General features: G+C 62.8%; 16 protein-coding genes and 1 pseudogene. 6 read left to right on the top strand and 11 right to left on the bottom strand.

Translation table 11 applies throughout. The features are described 5' to 3' along the window. Positions 1–4 precede the first annotated feature (4 nt). The 3 genes from ACQ86E_RS12610 to ACQ86E_RS12600 all read right to left on the bottom strand — a co-directional run bounded on the left by ACQ86E_RS12610 (position 5) and on the right by ACQ86E_RS12600 (position 5439). Entirely contained in the window at positions 5–1795 is a 1791-nt protein-coding gene (locus tag ACQ86E_RS12610) for a response regulator receiver domain (protein ID WP_431205658.1), read from the bottom strand. Continuing rightward, positions 1785–4748 (bottom strand): ATP-binding protein, encoded by a 2964-nt coding sequence (locus ACQ86E_RS12605; protein ID WP_431205657.1) that lies wholly within the window; start codon positions 4746–4748, stop codon positions 1785–1787. The genes ACQ86E_RS12610 and ACQ86E_RS12605 overlap by 11 nt, the downstream gene beginning before the upstream one ends. 187 nt (positions 4749–4935) lie before the next feature. Further along, on the bottom strand, positions 4936–5439 hold the full coding sequence (locus ACQ86E_RS12600) for a very short patch repair endonuclease (RefSeq protein ID WP_431205656.1): 504 nt from the start codon (positions 5437–5439) through the stop codon (positions 4936–4938). Positions 5440–5963: 524 nt separating this feature from the next. Here ACQ86E_RS12600 and ACQ86E_RS12595 point away from each other — a divergent pair. Continuing rightward, positions 5964–7235: a DUF2157 domain-containing protein gene (locus tag ACQ86E_RS12595; RefSeq protein WP_431205655.1), complete on the top strand. Its 1272-nt coding sequence runs from the start codon at positions 5964–5966 to the stop codon at positions 7233–7235. Next, positions 7232–7834, top strand: a complete 603-nt coding sequence (locus ACQ86E_RS12590; RefSeq protein ID WP_431205654.1) for a GDYXXLXY domain-containing protein — start codon at positions 7232–7234, stop codon at positions 7832–7834. Before ACQ86E_RS12595 ends, ACQ86E_RS12590 begins: the two co-directional genes overlap by 4 nt. A 7-nt stretch (positions 7835–7841) precedes the next feature. On the opposite strand, the gene ACQ86E_RS12585 is transcribed toward ACQ86E_RS12590, so the two are convergent. Continuing rightward, a complete protein-coding gene (locus ACQ86E_RS12585) occupies positions 7842–8669 on the bottom strand; it encodes a hypothetical protein (RefSeq protein ID WP_431205653.1) in 828 nt (275 codons plus the stop codon). A 91-nt stretch (positions 8670–8760) separates the two neighbouring features. Beyond that, complete coding sequence (locus tag ACQ86E_RS12580) at positions 8761–10125, bottom strand: PLP-dependent aminotransferase family protein (RefSeq protein ID WP_431205652.1); 1365 nt, start codon at positions 10123–10125, stop codon at positions 8761–8763. Between the two features lie 162 nt (positions 10126–10287). Between ACQ86E_RS12580 and ACQ86E_RS12575 the strand changes: the two genes are divergently transcribed. Then, positions 10288–11151, top strand: a complete 864-nt coding sequence (locus ACQ86E_RS12575; RefSeq protein WP_431205651.1) for a DMT family transporter — start codon at positions 10288–10290, stop codon at positions 11149–11151. A gap of 9 nt (positions 11152–11160) precedes the next feature. On the opposite strand, the gene ACQ86E_RS12570 is transcribed toward ACQ86E_RS12575, so the two are convergent. Both ACQ86E_RS12570 and ACQ86E_RS12565 read right to left on the bottom strand, forming a co-directional pair. Beyond that, the gene (locus ACQ86E_RS12570; protein WP_431205650.1) at positions 11161–12375 is read right to left on the bottom strand and encodes an EAL domain-containing protein; all 1215 of its coding nucleotides are present in this window, start codon (positions 12373–12375) and stop codon (positions 11161–11163) included. 584 nt (positions 12376–12959) lie between these two features. Next, positions 12960–14124 (bottom strand): annotated as a pseudogene (locus ACQ86E_RS12565) (hypothetical protein). Between the two features lie 341 nt (positions 14125–14465). Here ACQ86E_RS12565 and ACQ86E_RS12560 point away from each other — a divergent pair. Continuing rightward, the gene (locus ACQ86E_RS12560; RefSeq protein WP_431205649.1) at positions 14466–15080 is read left to right on the top strand and encodes a LuxR C-terminal-related transcriptional regulator; all 615 of its coding nucleotides are present in this window, start codon (positions 14466–14468) and stop codon (positions 15078–15080) included. Positions 15081–15134: 54 nt separating this feature from the next. Here the strand turns inward: ACQ86E_RS12560 and ACQ86E_RS12555 are convergent, their stop codons facing one another. The 4 genes from ACQ86E_RS12555 to ACQ86E_RS12540 all read right to left on the bottom strand — a co-directional run bounded on the left by ACQ86E_RS12555 (position 15135) and on the right by ACQ86E_RS12540 (position 17608). Then, positions 15135–15383 carry a hypothetical protein gene (locus ACQ86E_RS12555; RefSeq protein ID WP_431205648.1) on the bottom strand — a complete coding sequence of 83 codons (249 nt, stop codon included), beginning with the start codon at positions 15381–15383 and terminating at the stop codon, positions 15135–15137. 98 nt (positions 15384–15481) lie between these two features. Then, complete coding sequence (locus ACQ86E_RS12550; RefSeq protein ID WP_431205647.1) at positions 15482–15859, bottom strand: Hpt domain-containing protein; 378 nt, start codon at positions 15857–15859, stop codon at positions 15482–15484. Between the two features lie 155 nt (positions 15860–16014). After that, on the bottom strand, positions 16015–16722 hold the full coding sequence (locus tag ACQ86E_RS12545) for a Crp/Fnr family transcriptional regulator (RefSeq protein WP_431205646.1): 708 nt from the start codon (positions 16720–16722) through the stop codon (positions 16015–16017). Positions 16723–16900: 178 nt separating this feature from the next. Further along, on the bottom strand, positions 16901–17608 hold the full coding sequence (locus ACQ86E_RS12540; protein WP_431205645.1) for a Crp/Fnr family transcriptional regulator: 708 nt from the start codon (positions 17606–17608) through the stop codon (positions 16901–16903). A gap of 492 nt (positions 17609–18100) precedes the next feature. On the opposite strand from ACQ86E_RS12540, the gene ACQ86E_RS12535 reads away from it, so the two are divergent. Continuing rightward, entirely contained in the window at positions 18101–18508 is a 408-nt protein-coding gene (locus ACQ86E_RS12535; RefSeq protein WP_431206460.1) for a response regulator, read from the top strand. Between the two features lie 407 nt (positions 18509–18915). Then, positions 18916–21789 (top strand): hybrid sensor histidine kinase/response regulator, encoded by a 2874-nt coding sequence (locus tag ACQ86E_RS12530; RefSeq protein WP_431205644.1) that lies wholly within the window; start codon positions 18916–18918, stop codon positions 21787–21789. Positions 21790–21816 lie beyond the last annotated feature (27 nt).

The raw sequence follows: 21816 nt of genomic DNA, 5'->3' as shown, positions 1-21816 counted from the left end.
CACGTCACTCCGTATCGGCCGACTCCACCTGGTCCGATCCGATGAAGTCAAGACCGACGCGGGTGAAGGTCGATCCAAGCATCTGAGCGAGATTGATCGCGTACTCGTAGCGCAATTGCGCGACCACCTTCGCCTGATGCTCCTCCGTCACAACCTTGCCGGCCTTGATGCCGAGCTTCGTGAACGAGAAGTTCTTCTCGTCGTCCAACTGTCCCTTGTTTGCCGCGTGCAGCGGGTACCAGTGAGGAGACGAATTCGGATGATCCGGTTCGTTGATGCAGAGAATTGTCGACTTGCCCTTCTCGTCGAGAAAGACGTACCGGTTAGATTGGACGTCCGGCGGTTTCTCGGCATTCTTATACCGCTTAAGTTTTACAGCCAGAAAAGGCATCACGTCGGACATGTCCTTGTAATGGCCGGTCTTTCTTTGCCCGGGGACGAGATCGCAGGAGGGCGAGAGGCATACCCAATACGCTCTCGCCGCCGTGAAGATGTGGCCGGTCTGCAGGTGCCAGCCCTGGGGCTTCTTGGTGCACGCGAAGACATTGTGGTCCTCGTCGGCCTTGTTGCTCGACGCCTTGTCGTCAAGGTCAATCTTGAAATGATCCTTGACGAGCGCATTGCCGACAAGCGGCCCCGCGGAATCGGCGATGATCAGCCTTTCAGCGAAGGATCGAACGCTGTCCTGAACAAAATCTAGAAGCTGCTCCGAATGACGCGCGATCGCGGTTCCGATCAAGGTTTTACGATCAAGGTTGTTGCCTTTCAGCAATTCACTGTACCATCGGGCGAGAACGTAGTCGTTTCCGAGCGCGGCATCCTCCGCCGCGACCCCAAATTGCTCGAGTTCCGACCGAAGCTTTGTCAGGAACAGCCGCGATGGCTTCGGGCTCCATTTGATCAGAGAGCGCCAAAGCTCGTCGAGAATATCGACATCGTTCGTTTTGTTAGTGAACGCGATGAATCCCGATTTGGACCGGATCCAGAGGTCGCCCTCGCTCCATTGCGGCAGCGCCTCCTCGGTCGCGGGCTGCATCTTGGCCGCTGAACGCGTTTCGAAGTCCTCGATCATCCACCTGAACATGAATTTGAGCGAGGCGCCTTCCCATTTTTCTTTCGTGCAAATGTCCAACGCGTCCGTGAATGGCTGTTCTCCCTTGCGGAAGGCCAGGAAAGCCGCTTTCGAGTCCTTCCTGTAGGGGAAGTATTGCTCTTCTCGGAACGCCTTGCGAAGTCGATCGAGGATCGTGTCGTCGTCTAGTTCCGCCTGCTGGATCAGCTTGTCGCGCTGAGTCCTCTCGTGCTCCGACCCCTTCCCGGCGCAAGGCGACATGAGCCCCAGCAGCATCTCCCTGAAGGCGTCGTCTAATTTTGCAGTGGTATGAACCATCACAAGATTGAAATGATTGTTCGCCATCACGCGCCGCGCGATCTCGATCGCGCGGGTCCCGTCGCCGCTGTTGCCGTTGAGCTGATAATCCAGGACGAGAAGATCCGACTGGTGGAGGTGATACGCAAGGTCCTCCTCCGATCCGTCTCCCCCTCGGCCATCATGAATGTCCACGAGCAGGGGACGTGCCCGCTTCCGGAAGCTCTCGACAACCTTCTTGATCTTCGTGGGAGTCGCAAGCCAAGACTTTATGGATTCCGGCGCTTTTCCTTCCTGGAGTAACGCGCTCTGCCTATCGAGGATCTCGGAATAGGTCGGATAGTCGTCGTCGATAATCAAAACGGATCTGATGGGTTCGATGAAGGCGTCCCTGATGAACTCGTGGTACCCCTCATTACTCGGCATACTCGGCGCCCCTGAATTCGATGACGAAGCTCGCGCCGGGCAGCTCCGGTCCTCCCGAAGGCCCGCGTGAATAGCTAATTTTGTGTCCGCCAGCCGCCAGATTGGCGCGGCAGAGGTAGAGTCCGACGCCTCGCCCGCCGCGGAGCTTGCGAGTAAAGAACAGACTAAAGAGGCTTCCGACGTCGTCTTCATCGACTCCAGGACCGGTGTCCGATACGATCACCTTGGCCTTGTTGACCGAGAGCAGTATCCGGCGGGGAGGCTCCTTGATGCCAACCCAGTACAGACTGTTGTTTACCAAGTTTATAAAAACTGGAAAAAGCCTTGAGGGTTGATCGTAGACGCGGAATGCTTTGAATTCGGCGGTCGCCTCGAAGGACACCGACGCCCGCACGAACTTAGGTCCGAAGAATTCCCGGATGTAGTCGAATATCTGCTCGCCGGTAATCCAACTCTGCGGCCGGTGGCCGGAAAGCTTGAGCGGGGATAGGAAGCGAAGCTGCTCGGTAAGGCCCTCGGCGCCGAATGCAATGTCCTTCGCGGCCGATCCCGACTTGACGTCCAGCGGTAATCGATCGAGGCCCGCTCTGATCATGTCGTCGTAGGATTCCAGTTCGTGTCCGATGATCTCGACGGCGATACCTAGTTGAGCAAGGCCGTTCAGACGATCCAACTCCTGCCGAAGTTCGTTGACCTCTTCCATGCCAAAATTCGCCAAATGCTCGAGGTCGATGCTCTCGCTCAGGCTTTCAAGTGCACCTATGTAAGGCTCGAACAGGTTGGCATTCTCGGTGTCCATCCGCTCGCGCAGCTCGTTCATCATGCCAACGAGCATGGGCACGGTCAGTTCGTCTCGGCCGAGCGACTCCAGCAGCGGTGAAGTTTGAACGTGAAAGGCCTTGTTTCGCTGGTCGATCAGCGCGTGCATGCGGTCGAATTCTTCCTTTTGTAGCGCGTCGATCCGCTTGCGCCACCCCGTGATCCGGCGGGAAAGCATGGTGCTGTTGCGCGCCAGTTGCCTTTCCGCGAATTCCCGCGGCTTGGCTGGCGCGAGGTTCTTAACCGCCTCCTGGATACGATCGTCGAGTCCGGATATCATTGCTTGGGCCGACTGGATGTCGCTTCGGTATTGCTTGTATGCCGACTCCAAACTTCCTAAGTTCGGCGGTGTCTCTCCCAACCTGAAGCCGACGCGGCGATCCTTAAGCTCGCCGATCAGCGCTTGAGCGGCTTCGACGCCCTTCTCGGAACGTAGCTCAAGTGATTGTTCGGCCCGACGAACTTGCTCGACGAACGCGGGAAGTTCCTTGTTGAACTGCTTCAATTTGGTACCGAACTGGGACCGTTGCTTGCGTCGTAGTTTGTTGCGCTCCTCATTCGCCTTCGCTTTTTTATTGACCTCCTGAATCTCCGGCAGCTCGTCGATGCGGATGTCCGACGCAGAACCGAAGAATTCGCGCGCCAATTTCATCAGGATATTCGACACCAAGATTTTGAGAGTTTTGGCGGCGTTGTTGTCGAGCAGGCCTTCTCGGCCCGCCTTGTCCTTCAGGTTAGGATTGCGCGCCCGGCTAATGCCGAGCCGACCGAACATTTGGCGGTGATTCCAAAATTCGCGGCCAGCGCTCTTCGAGCGGCGCATTTCGATCTCGAAGAAGTCGTTGTCCAGGCGGCCGTAAGGCATGATGCGCAATCCGTCGCGAAACATCATAAAGCCTGCGTATCGTTCAGCGAGGTCCTTGAATTTCGTAAACTGTGCGACGGTCAAGGTCGTGTTTTTGGATTCGAATTCCATCGATGCGATGTACAGATCTACCGGGCCCAACGTGCTGTCCGCCCGCACGGGCATCAAAAGATCCTTAGGGGGCATTATCTCGAAATTTTCGGCGCGCAACTTACCGAACGCCTTTACTCGGCCACGGAAAACACCGTTTACGTCGATAATTCCATCGATGATATGCTCAATAGGATCGAGCATATGCCGGTTGAACTCCTTTCCGACGCCGACGATTGTCGTCGGCGTGCTATCCTCCCAGGCCCGGACCGAATAGGAAAATTGCGGATCCTTGGCACTTATCTGGAGACCCTCGGGTGTTACATAGGGATCCACAAAATTCGATAGCGTCTGAAAGAATTTCTCTTTGGATGCCGTAGAAGCGGCGTCCGGTATCCGCGACGGCAGTTGGGCAAGAAGATCGAAATTGATCTGCGACACCAGCAAAGCAGTGCCATGGCCGGACTCTCCGTTCCAAACCTGCCAATTTGATATGTGCCTTTCCTCGAAAGAGGAATTGATGAGCGTGCCGGCGATGGTGGTTGAGGGAGCGGGACGCGCTTTGTCCTCCCGGGCCCACATCGCGTCGTAGTCGGCCCATGCTGTCTGGATGCGGCGCTTCCTATCTTCGTCCTTTCCTCCCCAGACGTTTTCCATCAGCTGATCGAACAGACCGTCCAGCTGCCGAAAGAGCTCGGTCTTCGCAGCGAATTCCACGATCGGAATTTTTACATCAGCTAAATTAAGGAACGGGTTCTCGAATAGCCGCCAATCGAGCAGTGCGGCGATGAAATCGTCATCCGTCCGCTTCGAGACGAAAAGCAGCAGCGGTCCGAGATTTGCGCAGGAGAGCCGCCCGATACCTTTTTGACCCTGTTTGGGACGGAAGTTAAGACCGTTGCGATCGGCAAGATCGGTCGGGCTATCAACAGCCTTCGACTCCGTGCCGACCACCAGCCACTTGCCGACGAACTCGGCCCGGTTCATGCCATGGCCGTCATCCACGAGCGCCGCTACAGGCTGCTCGCCATCGTAGATGTCCAGATATACCGAACGGGCGTAAGCGTCGAAGCTGTTCTTCCACAATTCCGAGATGGCGGTCGGGCAGTCAGCGATCTGCTCCCGACCAAGGTGGTCGAGCGTACGGGCTTTCGTCTCGAAAGCTATACTTTCAATCACAAGTGAAATCCGACCCGGCCGATGGAAGATAATTGGGAATGAGCCATGTGTGGTTTTAATCGGCGGCGAACGTAGAACGCGGCGAAGCAAGGAACACGGGGAGTTAGGCCTATACCTGGGTGGTCGAGCGATCGCGATTTGAACCAAACCATAGTAGCAAGATTGGGTCTCGACAACCTGCGGCAGGTCATCGCCGCGGGTCCCGGCTTGGATGTTCGGCTTCATGTTTAATAGTCCGAACCGCGAGAGGCAACGGACCGCTTTGCTTGCGGCGTCGACCGGCTCCCAAGCTAGGGATGCGGTCGAGCGCGGCTGCGGCCGCTGCCGCATCTGGGATATCGCACTGCCAGATAACTTCGACGTGCCACCCCAGATCAGTCAATTTCCGATAGTTCCGGTGGTCTCGTTCGACGTTACCCGACAGCTTCGTCCGCCAGAATTTCGTATTAGAAGAGGGTAGCTTCGCCTTGCGGCAGCCGTCGTGGCCATGCCAAAAGCACCCGTTAACGAAAACAACTGTCCGCCATTTCGAGAAGACCAAATCTGGCTTTCCGGGAAGATCCTTATGGTGCAGCCGGAAGCGCAGACCGAGCCGGTGAGCGGCCTTCCGAACCGCCAGTTCGGGGCTCGTATGCTTCCCCCGAACAGCCCGCATGTTCGCGGATCTTTGAGTTTTCGAGATCTTATCCATGCCGAAAAGGCTAGGGACCCCCTGGCCCGATCGCAAGACCCTGCAAATCTTGCGCGGCCACAGCCATGCGAGGTTCCAGGCCTTTGTCCGCTTTGATTTCCACAAGATTGTGCTGAAGCGTCAGCCGCTTGCGGAGACCACCGCGTGCACCACGTCGCCGCCGATTCACCTTTCGGTTTCGGCTCGATCAAGTCGCCACGAAAGCGCTTCCTCAGCTGTCATTCGAGCTCTACCTCGCCTCCCTGAGAGCGCTGTGACCCTCGTAAACCTTCCGGCGGGAATCTTTGACCTGCCGCCATAGTCTCGAACAAGGGCATCGGCAGCGCCGTTCAACACGTCCCACTTAGGACCTCGTAACCCCTTGATCTTCCTACTCCCGTCTACTGTGCATGGGGTTGTTTTCGACGTTCGTGTTGTCCAGCCTCGGAAACCTTCCGCAAAGCGCACCCAGCTTGAACCTGCCGCCGCCACGCTCCGACCAACAGCATCCCGCCGGCCGGCTGGGAGCAAGGTGACTCACCACGATGTTCGACAAGACCTACCGGCTGCGCCTCGAAGCTGATCTGGCGCAATGGGAGGCCGATGGCGTGATCGCGCCGGCGGCGGCGCTCTCCATCCGCAATGCGCTGCCGCCGCTGGCGCCCGGCATCAACATCGCGGTGGTCGTCGGCATCGTCGGCGGGCTGCTGATCGCCGCCGCCTTCCTGGCCTTCGTCGCGGCGCACTGGACCGAGATCGCGCGGCTGGCGCGGTTCGCGATCCTGCTTGCCGGCATGGTCGTTGCCGGCGGCCTCGGGGCGTGGTTCGCCGCGACCGGCCGCAGCGTGCTGGCCGATCTCTGCGCCAGCATCGGCGCCATCATCTTCGGCGCCGGCATCGCGCTGGTCGGGCAGATGTATCATCTCGGCGACGATTTTGCCGGCGGCATGCTGCTGTGGTCGATCGGCGCGTTTGCCACCGCGCTGCTGACCGGCTCGCGCGGCGCGCTCGCGGTCGGCCTGGTGGCCGCCTGCATCTGGAGCTGCATGCGCATCTACGATGCGCCGGATGTGCTGCATCTTCCGTTTGTCGTGGTCTGGCTGATCGCGGCCGCGCTGGCGCTGGCGTGGAATTCCCGCGTCGCCGCCCACCTCGTCGCGCTGGCCGTGCTGCCGTGGTGGATCGCGACGTCGGTCCGCTTCGACCTCGACGGCGCCCAGCCGTCCTTCGTGCTCGCGAACGGCGCGGCCCTGCTGTTCGGTGCCGGGCTCGCGATCGCGGCCGCGCCGTCGCCGCGGGCGCTCCGGCTCGGCAGCGTTCTGTCGATCTACGGCGCGTTTGCGCTGGCCGTGGTCGCCTTCCTGGAGGTGACGACGGTCGACGATCTCTTCCGCTTCCGGACCCGCACGGAGTCAGCCCAGCCGCTATGGGCGATCCTGTGCGGGGCTGCGGGCGTGTTCCTCGCCCTCGGGTCTGCCGCGCTCACCAGGCGCGCCGGTGAAGTATTGGCGGGATGTTCGATCGGGCTCGTGCTGCTCGCGGCGCCGATCTGGCCGGCCTCCGCGGCCGGCGAGCCCTGGTTCGCCTATGCCGCGCTGCTCTGCGCCATGCTGTGCCTCGTCGTCTCCGGCATGCTCGACGATGTCCGTCCGCGCATCGTCGCCGGCTGGCTCGGCATTGCCGGCGTCATCGCTGGGATCACCTGGGCGGTGAAGGGCTCGCTGCTGCGCCGCTCGGCCTTCCTTGCCGCGGCCGGCATCGTCGCCGTCGTGTTTGCCACCGCGCTCAATCGCGCGCTGCCGAGGGCTGAGCGATGAACGAGATGATCACGTCCGTCACGAGGCTCTGGCAGCGCATCCCGAAAGCCGTGCTGTTCGGCGCCGCCATCCTGCTGCAATGCCTGTTGCTGGTCCTGATGGTCGCCGATCGCATGCAGATCCTGCGCGAGGGACGCGAGGTGACCCTGCAGACGCAGCCGGTCGATCCGCGTGATCTCCTGCGCGGCGACTATGTCGTGCTCCAGTACGACATCTCGCGACTGCCGTCCGGCGCGCTCGCCGGCACGCCTGCCCCCGAGCGCAAGCCCGTCGTGTTCGTCAAGCTCGCGCCCAATGCCAATGGACTTTACGAGGCCGTCTCGGTGCATGCCGCACCTGTCCCGGTCACGGCTCCCGAAGTGCTGATCCGCGGCCGCGTCAATTATTCCTGCGGCTCCGGTCGCACCTTCTGCGACAAGCTCACGATCAAGTACGGACTCGAAAGCTATTTCGTGCCCGAAGGCGAAGGCAAGAGGCTCGAGCAGGCCCGCAACCAGCAGAAGCTGCGTGTGGTCGCCTCCGTGCTTCCCTCGGGCCGCGCCGCCATCAAGCGCCTGCTGCTCGACGGCGAACCGGTATACGAAGAACCATTGTACTGACTGCAGACTATTTCCGGCGCGCCTTCAGAGCTCGCCGCAGCGCGCCCCACATCCGCGGATGGCTCAGCCCCAGGCTGCGGAGATACGCTTCGAGATACCGGTTGATGTCGGGTATCAACGACGCGCCGACGCGCGGATTGATCTCCAGCAGCATCGGCCGGCCGTTGTCCATCTTGTAGTCGATGCAGCACGTTCCGCAGTAGCCGATCCTCGTCAGCAGCCGTGCAAAGACCGCGAGGTGATCACCGGCCGGAAGGTAGACGATGCTCACCGGCACCGCCCGCTCGCCCTTGATGTCGCCCCCGGGCTCCATCTCGTATCTGACGGTCTGGGCGTACGCGACCTTGTTGTCGACCATCAGAAAATGCACCGCGTATTCCTCGCGGCCGGCGATATAGGCCTGACGGAAATAGTCCGGCGAGCCGATCAGCTCCGCCGCCATCCGCTCCTCCTCGATGGTTCGGATGACGAAGGAGTTGCGGCCCCACGCATCCCGGCGTTTTTTCAGCACATAGGGAAACTGGCCGGTGGCGTCGTCATGCAGCGGCGGCACCAGAGCGGCGAATTCGCTGTCGAGCACGAACCGGTTCAACAAGAGCTTGTCGCCACAGAGCGCCACGTGATCCGGGTGCGGTGACCAGAACCTCCGTCCCCAATAGCCCTCGTTCCAGCGGGCCTCGTCATAATCGGGCAGGTCCAGAGGGACGACGCAGTCGAAACGCGACATGTCCGCCGCGCCGAGCTCGCCGAATTCGTAGTCGAACCGGGCCCGATCGATATGGACGGGCATCTCCCGGGCCCGATCGTCCTGCTTGCCAAACCGGACGTGCCACATCAGCGCGAATCTCTATCGCAAACCGGAGCAGCCTGGACTGCTGCCGGCCGATTCCGGTTCGACATCGCGCCGGCAGTCCCCGGATGGTCGCTCACGTCGGCCGCGCCTGCAGCACCCGCCGCAGCACGTCCCATATCCGCGCATCGTTCATGTGGGCGACGTTGAACCGCATGAATCCGGCCGCCGTCTGCGACACGCTGAACACGTTGCCGGGCGCCAGCACCACGTTCTCCTCCAGCGCCGCGCGCGCGACGGCCGCGGCGTCTTGTCCCCCGGCGAGGCGGCACCACAGGAAGAAGCCGCCGCGAGGAAGCAGCCATGGCTCGATACCGAGCGCCTGAAGCTTTCGCGCGACGTCGCGGCGCGCGCGGGTGAGCTTTTGCCTCAGCTCATCCATGTGCTTGCGATAGCTGCCGCCGGCCAGCACGTTGGCGATGATGTCGGTCGCAACCGGGCTCGGTCCGCCGAAATGGGTGGCGACCTGGAGGTCGACGAGATGCTCGATCCAGTCGGCGCGCGCGGCGATGTAGCCGCAGCGCACCGAGGCCGACAGCGTCTTGGAGAAGCTGCCGATGCGGATGACGCGGTTCAGTCCGTCGAGCGCGACAAGACGCGGCGAGCGCTCCGGCTCGAAGTCGCCGAAGATGTCGTCCTCGATGATGGTGAGGTCGTGAGCGGCCGCGGCGGTCAGGACCCGGTGCGCGGTTTGAAGCGAGATCGTCGCGCCGGTCGGGTTGTGCAACGCCGAATTGGTGATGTAGAGCCGGGGACGTTCGCTGCCGAGAATCTGCTCGAAGCGCGCAACGTCCGGTCCCGACGGCGTGTACGGCACGCTGACGATCCTGGCCTGATGCGCCCGCAGCAATGCGCGAAAATTGAAGTAGCAGGGATCGTCGACCAGCACAGTGTCGCCGGGACGGAGCAGGAAGCGGCAGATCAGGTCGGTGGCCTGCGTGCCCGAGCCCGTCAACATCAGCTGGCTGGTCGAGGCCTCGAGCCCGTCCTCGCTGAGGCGCGCCAGCAGCAGCCGGCGTAGCGCAGGCGACCCCGAGGTCGAGCCGTAATTCGTCAGCACGCGCGCGTCGGCCCGGGCGATCGCGCGGGTGGCGCGTCGCAAGGCGTCCTCCGGCATCCAGTGCGGCTGCAGCCAGCCGCAGCCGGGCTTGAGTACGGTATCGTCGGCATCGAGCGACTGCCGCGAGACCCAGAATGGATCCACCGCCCGGTCGCGGCGCGGCTCGACGGCGGTCAGCGCAAGCGGCGCGAGGGCCGTCGGCGAGACATAGAAGCCGGAGCCGCGCCGGGCGCGGATCAGGCCCTCCGCGGCGAGCCGATCATAGGCTTCGACCACTGTGGAGGGTGAAACACCCAGCGCTGCGGCCAGGCTGCGGATCGACGGCAAGCGGTCGCCGGCGCCGAGCGTCCGGCCCGCGACCTTGGCGCGAATCGCGCTCATCACGTCGAGGGTCCGCGTCCCGCCGCTGCCCCCGGTTTGAACCCCGCCATCCAAAGCGTATGACCTCCCGTACCCATACAGTTTTGCCGGATTGTACTGAATTGTGGCTGGCCCCGCCACCGGCGAGCCCCGACTATGCCTGTTCGAAACAGCGGGACGGACATGCGATCTTCAGGCGGCGCCGGGCTTCTCAACGGCCTTCTGGGCGTCATCATCTTCAGCGGCTCGCTGCCGGCGACGCGGGTTGCTGTCGGGGGCTTCTCCGCGCTGTTCCTGACCTCGGTGCGCGCGGTCATCGCGGCGCTGATCGGTTTTGCCGTGCTCTTCCTGCTTCGTCAGGTGCGGCCGCAGCGCGGCGATCTCGTCCCGCTCGCCATCGTCTCGCTCGGCGTCGTGGTCGGTTTCCCGCTGCTGACCGCGCTCGCGCTTTTGCACATCACCTCCGCGCATTCGATCGTCTTCATCGGCCTGCTGCCGCTGTCGACCGCGATCTTCGCGGTGCTGCGCGGCGGCGAGCGGCCGCAGCCGATGTTCTGGCTGTTCGCGATCCTCGGCAGCGCCACGGTGGCGGGCTTTGCCCTGTCCAATGACGGCACGGCGTCGGTCACCGGCGACCTGCTGATGGTCGCCGCGATCGTGCTGTGCGGCCTCGGCTATGCCGAAAGCGCCGCGCTGTCGCGCCGCCTCGGCGGCTGGCAGGTGATCTCCTGGGCGCTGCTGCTCGCCTTGCCGCTGATGCTGCCGGTCGCGCTTCTGACCTGGCCGCCGACATGGAGCGGCGTCGGCGTGCCGGCCTGGATCGGGCTCGCCTACGTCTCCGTCTTCAGCATGTTCGTCGGCTTCATCTTCTGGTATCGCGGGCTCGCGATCGGCGGCATCGCGCGCGTCGGCCAGTTGCAGCAGCTTCAACCATTCTTCGGCCTCGCGCTCGCCGGTTTCCTGCTGCACGAGCCCGTCGCATGGAGCATGATTGCCGCGACCGCGCTCGTGGTGGTCTGCGTCTTCTTCGCGCGGCGGTATGCCTGAGGCTGCATCTCACGCCTGTCCCATCACCGTCTTCGTCAGCGCACCCTTCGCGAACTTCTTCAGCGGCATCGGCTTGCCGAACAGGAACCCCTGCACGAAGTCGAAGCCGAGCTCGTTCGCGGCGACGAGGTCGGCGCGGCTCTCGACGCCTTCGGCCACGGCATGCGCGCCATAGCCATGTGAAAGCTCGACGATGTGACGGCACACCGTACGCTTGAGGCGGTCACTGCCGCTGCCGGTGACGAAGTGCCGGTCGGCCTTCAGCTTGATGAAGGGGATCTTATCCAGATCCATCAGCGACGGCCAGTTGGCGCCGAGATTGTCGATCGACAGCCCGATATTGTTCAGGCGCATCTCGCGTGCGACCTCGGTGAGGAGATCGAGGTCGCGGATCGCCTCCTCGCTGTCGATCTCGATCGTCAGTCCGCCGAAGGCCGGATGCGTCGGCACGCGCCGGCAGAGATCGCGCACGGCGCGCGGCTCCTTCAGATACGACGCGGGCAGGTTGATGGAGAGATCGACCTGGCTCTGCCGCTCCAGCAGATAATGCCAGTCCTGCAGGGCGCGCTCGATCACGAACTCCGAGAGGTCGCGCAGGTGCGGATCGTGCTCTTCGGGGATGAAATAGGCCGGCGGCACCACGCCCCAGGTCGGATGCCGCATCCGCACCAGCGCCTCGGCGCCGCTGCGGATCAGCGTGCGCGCGTCGATCTTGGGCTGGTACCAGAGCTCGAGCCAGCCGGCATGCAGGGCCTCGCCGACATGCACGGCCGGGCTCGGCGCCGGCTCGTCCGGCAGCAGCATCGCGACGCGATCGCGCAGCGTCTCTGCGGCAAAGGGCGTCGTCAGCGGCGGCAGCATGGCAAGGCCATATTCCTCGCCGACCTGCTGCACCGCCCTGACGATGATCGACTCGCGGGCGCCGACGGCCAGAACCTTGCCGTCGAACGCCTCGCGCACGAGGGTCTCCAGAAACTGGCCGGGCTCGATGCCGTCGGCAGCAATGCCGAGCAGGATCAGGTCCGGCAGGTCGCTCGTCAGCACGGCCTGCAGCTCGTCGGCGCTGGCGCATTCGCTGGTGACGAAGCCGAGATCCTCCAGGACCTCGGCGAGGAAAGCGCGCAGATGGCGCTTGCCGTCGGCGACGCATGCGCGCGGCGTTACCTTTCGCCGTCCGAAGGTTTTGGGCCTCCGTCCGGCGAGCTCGACAATTTCATCGTTCATCGCAAACCACTCCCGTTCCGCGACCGGTGTTAGCGATGGGAGCAGTTTCAAATATGGAGGGCTTCAGCCGATCGTCGAATTATCTGGGTAACGTTAAAGCCCGCATCACGTCTAAAATTGTCCGGGTCTCGTTGCGGAAGTTTTTACGTCTGCCCGCGTGCCGGCGCGCCGGCGTGTGACAATCATGTGAGATTTTCATGCGGCGCAGTTTTCCAGCGTGTGTGTGTAGTGTCCTGCAATTGGACGGGGCGGGGCGCGCTTCGCCCAATTGAATAACGCCCGCCCCAATTGCTGGTCGTCTTGTCGTGCTGAACGGTGCGGCCGCCTGGTCGTCGGACTCATTCCACGCGATCCGGCGCTGCGCGTGACGGATCCGCGACAGCGCGTCCGGGCGTTCGGACGCAAATGTGAAACACATCACATGCGTATTGCTGCACCTGCGCTAATGCTCCGCGCAGCCGGTGGTGGGCTGTCGAGGATTACAGCTATGTCGATGCGGCGAATGATGTATTGGTGGTTTAGATTCGTGTTGTCAGGGCGATTTCTCGATCGCTTCCTGTGCCTGCCGCGTTAGCTATGCGGTATCAGGTCTGCCCGATCAATTTGCGAAACGCCGCTGCGCCATCCTGCACCGCGTCGCGTCCCTTCCAGGCCAGATAGGACAGCTTGCCGCCAAGCGTGTCGTGACTGCGCAGCCGGCGTGAGCCGAGAATGTGTCCGACATTGGCGGGGAAGCGGCTGACCTCGGCGGACACCAGCGTCGCGATCGCATCCATCAATTGCTGCAGCCGGACACCCCATTCGCAACTCTCGATGCCGTCGATGCGGACCTTGAGCGCATATTCGGTGTCGTAGATTTCGGTGAGCAGGTCGCGGGCGACCAGCACCCGGTTGTGCCGGAGCGCAACCCTGAGAGCGAGGCGCTTGTCGTCGAGCCGGTCGAGCACCATGGCAACGACGCAGGCATAGGGCGCGGCGGCGACGTCGGCCGCGCTCTTGCTTGCCGCGGCTTTGGTGGCGAGCCGCACCAATTGCCATGAGGTCTTGAGGCGCCTCGCCACCAGCGTCAGCGCGAAGGGCAACGCCTCGGGATGGGACTTCTTGAAGGCGTCGAGCTGTGTGGTGATCTGGGCAACCTGACCGTCGTCGAACTTCGCGATTGTCGCGGGCAGCTTCTCGTTGAACTTCGGCAGCGCGTCGCCGGCGCGCAACACCTGCTGCATCTTCCTGACATCGTCGAAGGCGGTGCGCGAGGCCGTATATTGCGCGAGCTTGCCACGTGCGAACTCGGTGCTCTCCGCGGATGCGAAGGTGTTCTCGAGCACCTTGACGACCTTGGTCTGAAACGTCGATGCGACCTTGAGGACTTCCTTCGGGTTGTTGGCTGTGACCTGGTCGTTGATCGCCTTGATGTAGTCGCGCGCCATGGTCGGCAGCAGGTCACGGCAGATCCACTCCCAGATCGGGGTGAGCGTGTTGCGCGAGATCCGCCCCATATTGGGATGCTCAGGCGCGCCGTCGATCAGCAGCAGCTCGAGCCGGGGCGAAGAAGTAGCGTGAGGGGCCGGTGGCGCGCGTCTGGGTCGATCCGTCCTTGCGGAACTCGGCGCGCAAGCGGGCCTGGACGGCGGCCGAGCCCGGCATGTCGATGCCGCACAGCTCGAGCCGCTCGAGTTCGCTGAGCAGACAGCTGCGCGACAGCGGCGTCAGCTTCTGCAAGAACTCCGATAGCTGGTTGATCTCGTTCATGGCACGCAATCTTCCGCAACGATTCCAGCAGACCTACCGGCCTAATGCGTGGAGGCATTTGCGCGCTCTCAATTGTGACATAGAGAAGCAAGGGGCGGTTAATTTATCCGTAAAATCCGGGGCCCGCGGACGTCCGGTCTGGAGGCGACTGTTAAGGAGGCTTTCGCCCGATTGCCGATGATTTGAGCAAATTTATCAACCCTGGCATAGTCAAGGGCGGCGTCCCACAAGCACAAATTGTGCCTTCTCCAACCTTTCAGCACAGAACTGCCAAAATTACCGTAGTCTTACGGAGGAAAAAGTTAACCACAGAAGGCCCTGAGTTCCGCTAAACGAATCACATGGGGTCACAGAACGATACGGCCACTGATTCGCGGCCGTCGGAATGGTTCGAAAGCAGCGCCGCTCCGAGCGAAGAGCTCGACTACGTTCGCCTGAACGCAGCCCGCGCCAAGGCTGCCGACGAAATGGCCGCCGCCATCGCCCGTGAACTCAACGGCCCCCTGACCGCGCTTCTGCTCTACATGGGTGAGATCAAGCATCACAGCGATCAGCTCGCGCCCGTGGCGGGCGACCGAGCCTATCTGCAGCGAGTGATCGAGAACGCGCTGACGCAGACCGAGCGCGTTTGCGGCGTGGTCAAACAGCTTGCCGGTCCTCACAAGGCCGGCTTGCCGATCCCGTCCAGAACCGAGGACGCCGAAACGCAGGTCGTCCGTGCACCGCAGCCGCAGCGTACGCCCAACGCGGAGTTGTCGGGCCAGAAACGGCTGACCAAGCGCGAACGCGAGGTGCTGAGGCTGATCAGCGAGGGTTACTCGAACAAGCAGGGCGCGCTGCGGATGCAGATCAGCCCGCGTACCTTCGAGAGCCATCGCGCCGAGGCGATGCGCAAGCTCGGAGCGCGCAACACCGCGGACCTCGTCCGTGCGGCGCTGCTCTATTCGATCGATTGAAGGTCAGTCGTTGCGCCGCCGCTGGCGGCGCAGGCCGGCTCCGAACTCGCTTGCTCAGAGATAGTCTTCGGCGAAGGGACGCAACCGCGAGCCGGGCCGCAGCGGCTTGATCGCTTCCCTCGGCGCGTTCGGGATGATCGTGATGGTCCAGCGCGGAGGGGTGCTCGATTCCTGCTCCAGCACCGAGCGCACGAAGCCTGTCACCGTCGACTCGCCTGCCTTCACCGTGGCCATCCGGCCGTTGAACTGGGCGATGCGGAAGCGGCGAACCTCTTTCTGGTCCGCGGTCTCGTAGGTGAACATGGAAACCCTCCTGGTTTCCGGTGAATATCGCCGCCCATGATTAGCCATCTGTGAAAATCCCAAACCGTAGAAGTACGGCGGGTTTTGCACGTGTCGCTCTAGGCCTGCGGCTCCTGGACGCGCCCGGCGGCATAGGCGGCATCCATCAGATCGAGGAGATCGCAGAATTCGGTCTCGCCGAGCGCCTCTGCGGACGCCTCCAGCCGCAACGCCAGCGCCGCCAGCCTGAGATAGCCGAACGTCCCGGCAGCGCTCTTCAGCGAATGCGCTTCGCGCGCGATCCTGGCGTGGTGTTGCGCGAGCGAGAGCGTGCGGAACAATTGCAGGCGCGCGCTGGTCTCGCTCCAGAACACGGCTCGAACTTCGCCGGCGCCCTCGTCGCCGATCTCGCGCACCAGTGCCTGGTATGCGCCCGGCTCGCGCGCGGGTTCGGCATCGAGCGCCATTTGCTCGGGTGCAACGGTCACTTCAAACATGGCTTTGTCGATCTTGATCACGGTTGTTCTGTCGCGCCGCCCGTCCGGCGCGAGGCACGCCCATGTCTACGGCATTCGGATTTCAGTTCCGGTAGCAGGACAGCAGGTGTTTGCGGGCTCGCGTTAGCTGCCGGTTTACCACGCAGCCCTGCTGGTCAGCGCGCCCCGAGCAGCCGATCGTACTGGCCCTTCACGGTGGCGTAACATTCGCACGCCGTCTGGCGCAGGCCCTCCAGGTTGAGGATCTGGATGTGCCCGCGGCTGTAGTGAATGAAATTCGCCTGCTGCAGCGTATTGGCGACCAGTGACACGCTGTTGCGCCGCGCTCCGATCATCTGCGCCATCGCCTCCTGGGTCAGCAGCAGCCGGTAGTCGCCCGACAGGTCGTGGGTGTGCAGCAGGCAGCGCGACAGCCGCGCTTCCACCGGATGGGCGGCGTTGCAGCCCGCGGTCTGCTGGACCTGCGCGTAGACCGCCAGCCCGTGACGCGTGAGCAGCGTCCGCAGTGTGGTGCTCTGGTCGGCTATGACCCGCAGCCGGTCGAGGTCCATCACGGAGGCGGCGCCCGGAACCAGCACGATCGCCGTGTTCAGCGCGCAGGCATCGCCCATGGTCGAGAGCGTGCCAAGCAGGCTGTCGCGGCCGATCATGGCCACCTGCACATGTTCGCCCTTGGCGAGTTTCACCACCAGCGAGATGACCCCGCGGTGGGGAAAGTAGGCGCGCTTGAGCGTTTCGCCGGTTTCGACCAGGAGCGCTTCATGCGGAAGATCAATCGTGCGCAGATGCGGGCGGATCAACTCGTAATCGTCTGCCGACAACGCAGACAGGAAACCGTTGGATGGGCGAACTATCGTTTCCAAAGCTGCCTCCCGTCTCGTCAGCGAAGCGGAGTTTGACGATCCCCTGCACTGGTAAGTTTCATCATGTTCACGTCGGGATATATTGGCAATTGGTACTTTGTTATCCGGGCAATTACGCAATCGTCAGATACTTCCTGTGTGCACGGCGGCATGCAGCCGGGTGCGTCCTCCGCCAGCGTCATTGCCGGATTCCGATCAAGGCTGCCTGGCGGGCCTTCGCGGCTGCATGGCAATGACAGGACGTCGTCTCCAGCGCGCGCAGGTCGATGATCTCGATCTGGCCGCGGGTGTAGTGAATGATGCCAGCGCGCTGGAGTGCGTTTGCGACGAGGGAAATCGCGTTGCGCCGTACGCCCAACATCTGCGCCAGTGTCTCTTGAGTTAGCGGGAGGGTTTTGCTGTCGGAGAGATCGCTGGCGCGCAGCAGCCAGCGCGCCAGCCGGGCTTCGACCGGATGCAGCGTATTGCAGAGCAACGATTGCTGCGCGTGCGCGAGCATGACCTGCTCATGGCGCACCATCAGGTTGCGAAACCGCGCGCTTGCGGCAGCGATCGCGCGGAAAGCCGGGATTTCCACCATGGATGCAGCACCGGGAAACAGCACGACGGCGTCGGCCGAGGCCACGCCATCGGCGAGTGCCGCTCCGCCGCCCACGACGCCGTCACGGCCCAGCATGGCAATCTCGATCATCTGTCCTTCGGAAAGGCTCACCGTGATCGAGACCGATCCGCTGTGCGGAAAGTAGGCGTGGCGTAACGTCGCGCCCGCTTCTCCCAAGACAGTATCTCTGGCCAATTCAACCGTTGCGAGGTGAGGCCGCAGCAGATCAAAATCTGCAAGGTCGAGCATTTGCAGCAACTGGTTCGACGGCTGGCTTGCGCGCATGCAGAGATCCATCCGAAGCGTTCATCGACAAATCGATGTCACGCACCCCTCGTTGTTAAGTTGTGCATCTGCTGTGAGATATTGTAAAGGTTGCAGTGCTGCCATATGCCTGTTGGGAGGCAGACAGGCCGTCGCATTTGCGGCCGAAATAAGAACGGCGCGCTGATTCGCGGAGCGCTCATCTTCTTTGGAGTTGACGGGACAAAGCGGCAAGGGGGGCCTCGTGAGCCGGGAGCATCGCATCCGTGCCGTCTACGGGCGCCGGCTGACGCAGGCGGCCTTACGTCCCGAGCAAGCATTTTATCATCAGGGACCGGTCAGCAACGCAGCGGCTTCTCGGTACCGCGAATGTCGCACCCCACTCCCTCTTTTTCGACGCGTCGACGACGTTTGCGGTCATCAATGTTTGGATTCCAGCCAGAGGAGAACGGCGTGCCCCACGGTTCAATTCTTGAATCGCCAAAACGGGAAGCTCAAACGGGGGCAGGAGAACTGCACCATATTCTCGTTGTCGACGACGATCCGATGGTGTGCATGGCCATCGAGATCTATCTCCAGCGGCATAATTTCCAGGTGACGATCGCCGAAGGAGGAGAAGCCGGATTGCGCGCTCTCGAAAACGGGCGATTCGATCTCATGATGATCGACATCTTCATGCCCCACATGCGAGGTTTCGAGTCGATCCGGATCTTCCACGAGCGTGTGCCGGCCATTCCGCTCATCGCGATGTCCGGCTATGCCTTCGCGAATCTGAACTCGCCCGCTCCCGACTTCCTCCGAATGGCGCTGGAGCTCGGTGCGGCGCGTTGCCTTCGCAAGCCGTTCACGCCGGATGCTTTGCTCGCAGCAATCAACAATTGCCTTGCCGAGTACCGCGCCGCCGCGGCGCGACTGGGCTAGCGCGTTATCAATCGCGACTTTCGCGTAATAAGTTTTTCGTTTACCGCAAGCGCGTGTCTTGCGGATTTAGGCAAGCAGCGGCGCGAGCGTCTCTGATTGCGCGTGATTTGATTCAATTCGCGCGGTCCGTGCATAGGCTGCCGCGACGACAGGATTTTTCGGGCACGTCGAAACGCCGTTATCGGTGCGTTTACCTAAGGCACCGATGCGAGAGATGTCCCGCGGCTCCTGCCGGAAAACGCTATCGGATGCGGTCGAACGGCAAACTTCGCTTCAATATCCGTATTAGCACGGAGGCTGAAATTAACGCGACCGTGAAAGGGGATGTCTAACGATCCAGTCGAGGACTTCCGTCTGATCCATGTGCGGCCCAGGCATCGAAGTCCAGCTCATTTAAGGCGTAGCTCATGGATGATCTGTTGCGGGAGTTTTTGACGGAGACCAGCGAGAGCCTGGACACCGTCGATAATCAGCTGGTGAAGTTCGAGCAGGAGCCGAACAACGCCAAGATCCTGGATAACATCTTCCGCCTGGTCCACACCATCAAGGGCACCTGCGGCTTCCTCGGACTGCCGCGGCTGGAAGCGCTGGCGCATGCCGGCGAGACCCTGATGGACAAATTCCGCTGTGGCATGCCGGTGACGGCGGACGCAGTGTCGCTGATTCTGGCTTCGATCGATCGCATCAAGGAGATCCTCGCGGGTCTCGAGGCGACCGAAGCCGAGCCCGAGGGCACCGACCGCGATCTCATCGACAAGCTGGAGGCGATGGTCGTGCAGGGCATGGCGGCGATGTCAGCGTCGGCTTCGCCGATCGCGTCAGGCTCGGCGCAGCCGATGCCGAGCGCTGCAGCCGCTGCTCCCGTTGCGGAAGCGCCGCCGCTTGCGCCCGAAGCTCCGGACGAAGCCATGGTTGAGACCGAGACTTCCTCGAAGGAAAAGGAAATGACGCAGGGTTCGCTGATCGACCAGACTTTGGAGCGTCCGCTGCGTCCAGGCGAAGTGTCGCTCGACGAGCTCGAGCGCGCCTTCCGCGAGACTCCGATCGAAGCGCCCGTTGCCGAGGTCAAGGCCGAGCCCGCCGCTGAAGCGCCGGCGCCGGTTGCCAAGGAAGTCACCAAGGACATCGTCAAGGAAGCCAAAGCTTCCAACGACAAGGCGCCGAAGGAGAAGGCCGCGAGGAAGCCGGTGGCCGACGAGGCCGCAGGCGAGGGCGACCGCGTCGCCAACCAGTCGATCCGCGTCAACGTGGATACGCTGGAGCATTTGATGACCATGGTCTCCGAGCTGGTGCTGACCCGCAACCAGCTCCTGGAGATCTCCCGCCGCAACGAGGACACCGAGTTCAAGGTGCCGTTGCAGCGCCTGTCCAACGTCACCGCCGAGCTGCAGGAAGGCGTCATGAAGACGCGCATGCAGCCGATCGGCAATGCCTGGCAGAAGCTGCCCCGCATCGTCCGCGACCTCTCGAGCGAACTCGGCAAGCAGATCGATCTGGAGATGCACGGCGCCGACACCGAGCTCGACCGCCAGGTGCTCGACCTGATCAAGGACCCGCTCACCCACATGGTGCGCAACTCCGCCGACCATGGCCTGGAGACCCCGGCCGAGCGGCTGGCGAGCGGCAAGGGCGAGCAGGGCACCATCCGCCTGTCCGCCTATCACGAGGGCGGCCACATCATCATCTGCATCGCCGACAACGGCCGCGGCCTCAACACCGACAAGATCAAGGCCAAGGCGATCTCTTCCGGTCTCGTCACCGAGGCCGAGCTCGAGAAGATGAGCGAAGCCCAGATCCACAAGTTCATCTTCGCGCCGGGCTTCTCGACCGCGGCCGCCATCACCTCGGTCTCCGGCCGCGGCGTCGGCATGGACGTGGTCCGCACCAATATCGACCAGATCGGCGGCACCATCGACATCAAGTCGGTGGCCGGCGAGGGCTCCTCGGTCACCATCAAGATCCCGCTGACGCTGGCCATCGTCTCGGCGCTGATCGTGGAAGCGGCCGGCGACCGCTTTGCGATCCCGCAGCTCTCGGTGGTCGAGCTCGTCCGTGCCCGCGCCAACAGCGAGCACCGCATCGAGCGCATCAAGGACACCGCGGTGCTTCGCCTGCGCAACAAGCTGCTGCCGCTGATCCACCTCAAGAAGCTGCTCAAGATCGACGACGGCGCGGCCAGCGATCCGGAGAACGGCTTCATCGTGGTGACCCAGGTCGGCAGCCAGACCTTCGGCATCGTCGTCGACGGCGTGTTCCACACCGAAGAAATCGTGGTCAAGCCGATGTCGACCAAGCTGCGTCACATCGACATGTTCTCGGGCAACACCATTCTGGGCGATGGCGCCGTGATCATGATCATCGACCCCAACGGCATCGCCAAGGCGCTCGGCGCCGCCGGCTCCTCGGCTCACGAGATGGGCGACGAGGCCTCGGCCCACCACGCCTCCTCGGGCGAGCAGACCACCTCGCTCCTCGTCTTCCGCGCCGGCTCCAGCCAGCCCAAGGCGGTCCCGCTCGGGCTTGTCACGCGCCTCGAAGAACTCCCCGCCGACAAGATCGAGTTCTCCAACGGCCGCTACATGGTGCAGTACCGCGAGCAGCTGATGCCGCTGGTTGCCATGGAAAGCGTCACCATCGCCTCACAGGGCGCCCAGCCGATCCTGGTGTTCTCCGATGACGGCCGCTCGATGGGCCTGGTCGTCGACGAGATCATCGACATCGTCGAGGAGCGGCTCAACATCGAGGTCGGCGGCGCCAGCCAGGGCATCCTGGGCTCGGCCGTGATCAAGGGCCAGGCGACCGAAGTGATCGACGTCGGTCACTTCCTGCCGATGGCGTTCTCCGACTGGTTCACCCGCAAGGAGATGAAGCCGTCGCTGCACTCGCAGTCGGTGCTGCTGGTCGACGACAGCGCGTTCTTCCGCAACATGCTGGCCCCGGTGCTCAAGGCCGCCGGCTACCGTGTCCGCACCGCGCCGACCGCGCAGGAGGGCCTGGCTGCGCTGCGTGCGCAGAGCTTCGACGTGGTCCTGACCGACATCGAGATGCCCGACATGAACGGGTTCGAGTTCGCCGAGACCATCCGCTCGGACAACAATCTGGGTTCGATGCCGATCATCGGCCTCTCCGCCCTGGTGTCGCCGGCGGCGATCGAGCGCGGCCGTCAGGCCGGCTTCCACGATTATGTCGCCAAGTTCGACCGTCCCGGTCTGATCGCGGCGCTGAAGGAACAGACCGCGAGCGCCGCCGGCGCCTCCGATCTGAGCCGGGCAGCAGCGTAAGAGCATGATCCGGAAAAGTGTGAAGCG

Source organism: Bradyrhizobium betae, from assembly GCF_050632175.1.
Classification (GTDB): domain Bacteria; phylum Pseudomonadota; class Alphaproteobacteria; order Rhizobiales; family Xanthobacteraceae; genus Bradyrhizobium; species Bradyrhizobium betae_B.
Note: the sequence above shows the minus strand (reverse complement) of the source record. Positions and strands in the feature narration are given on the sequence as shown.

Bases quoted from the DNA above. Each gene is read 5' to 3' on its own strand.
- ACQ86E_RS12585 (WP_431205653.1), bottom strand. From the start codon at position 8,669: ATGTGGCACGTCCGGTTTGGCAAGCAGGACGATCGGGCCCGGGAGATG.
- ACQ86E_RS12550 (WP_431205647.1), bottom strand. From the start codon at position 15,859: ATGTTTGAAGTGACCGTTGCACCCGAGCAAATGGCGCTCGATGCCGAA.
- ACQ86E_RS12590 (WP_431205654.1), top strand. From the start codon at position 7,232: ATGAACGAGATGATCACGTCCGTCACGAGGCTCTGGCAGCGCATCCCG.
- ACQ86E_RS12580 (WP_431205652.1), bottom strand. From the start codon at position 10,125: ATGAGCGCGATTCGCGCCAAGGTCGCGGGCCGGACGCTCGGCGCCGGC.
- ACQ86E_RS12570 (WP_431205650.1), bottom strand. From the start codon at position 12,375: ATGAACGATGAAATTGTCGAGCTCGCCGGACGGAGGCCCAAAACCTTC.
- ACQ86E_RS12540 (WP_431205645.1), bottom strand. From the start codon at position 17,608: ATGCGCGCAAGCCAGCCGTCGAACCAGTTGCTGCAAATGCTCGACCTT.
- ACQ86E_RS12560 (WP_431205649.1), top strand. From the start codon at position 14,466: ATGGGGTCACAGAACGATACGGCCACTGATTCGCGGCCGTCGGAATGG.
- ACQ86E_RS12595 (WP_431205655.1), top strand. From the start codon at position 5,964: ATGTTCGACAAGACCTACCGGCTGCGCCTCGAAGCTGATCTGGCGCAA.
- ACQ86E_RS12610 (WP_431205658.1), bottom strand. From the start codon at position 1,795: ATGCCGAGTAATGAGGGGTACCACGAGTTCATCAGGGACGCCTTCATC.
- ACQ86E_RS12555 (WP_431205648.1), bottom strand. From the start codon at position 15,383: ATGTTCACCTACGAGACCGCGGACCAGAAAGAGGTTCGCCGCTTCCGC.
- ACQ86E_RS12530 (WP_431205644.1), top strand. From the start codon at position 18,916: ATGGATGATCTGTTGCGGGAGTTTTTGACGGAGACCAGCGAGAGCCTG.
- ACQ86E_RS12600 (WP_431205656.1), bottom strand. From the start codon at position 5,439: ATGGATAAGATCTCGAAAACTCAAAGATCCGCGAACATGCGGGCTGTT.
- ACQ86E_RS12575 (WP_431205651.1), top strand. From the start codon at position 10,288: ATGCGATCTTCAGGCGGCGCCGGGCTTCTCAACGGCCTTCTGGGCGTC.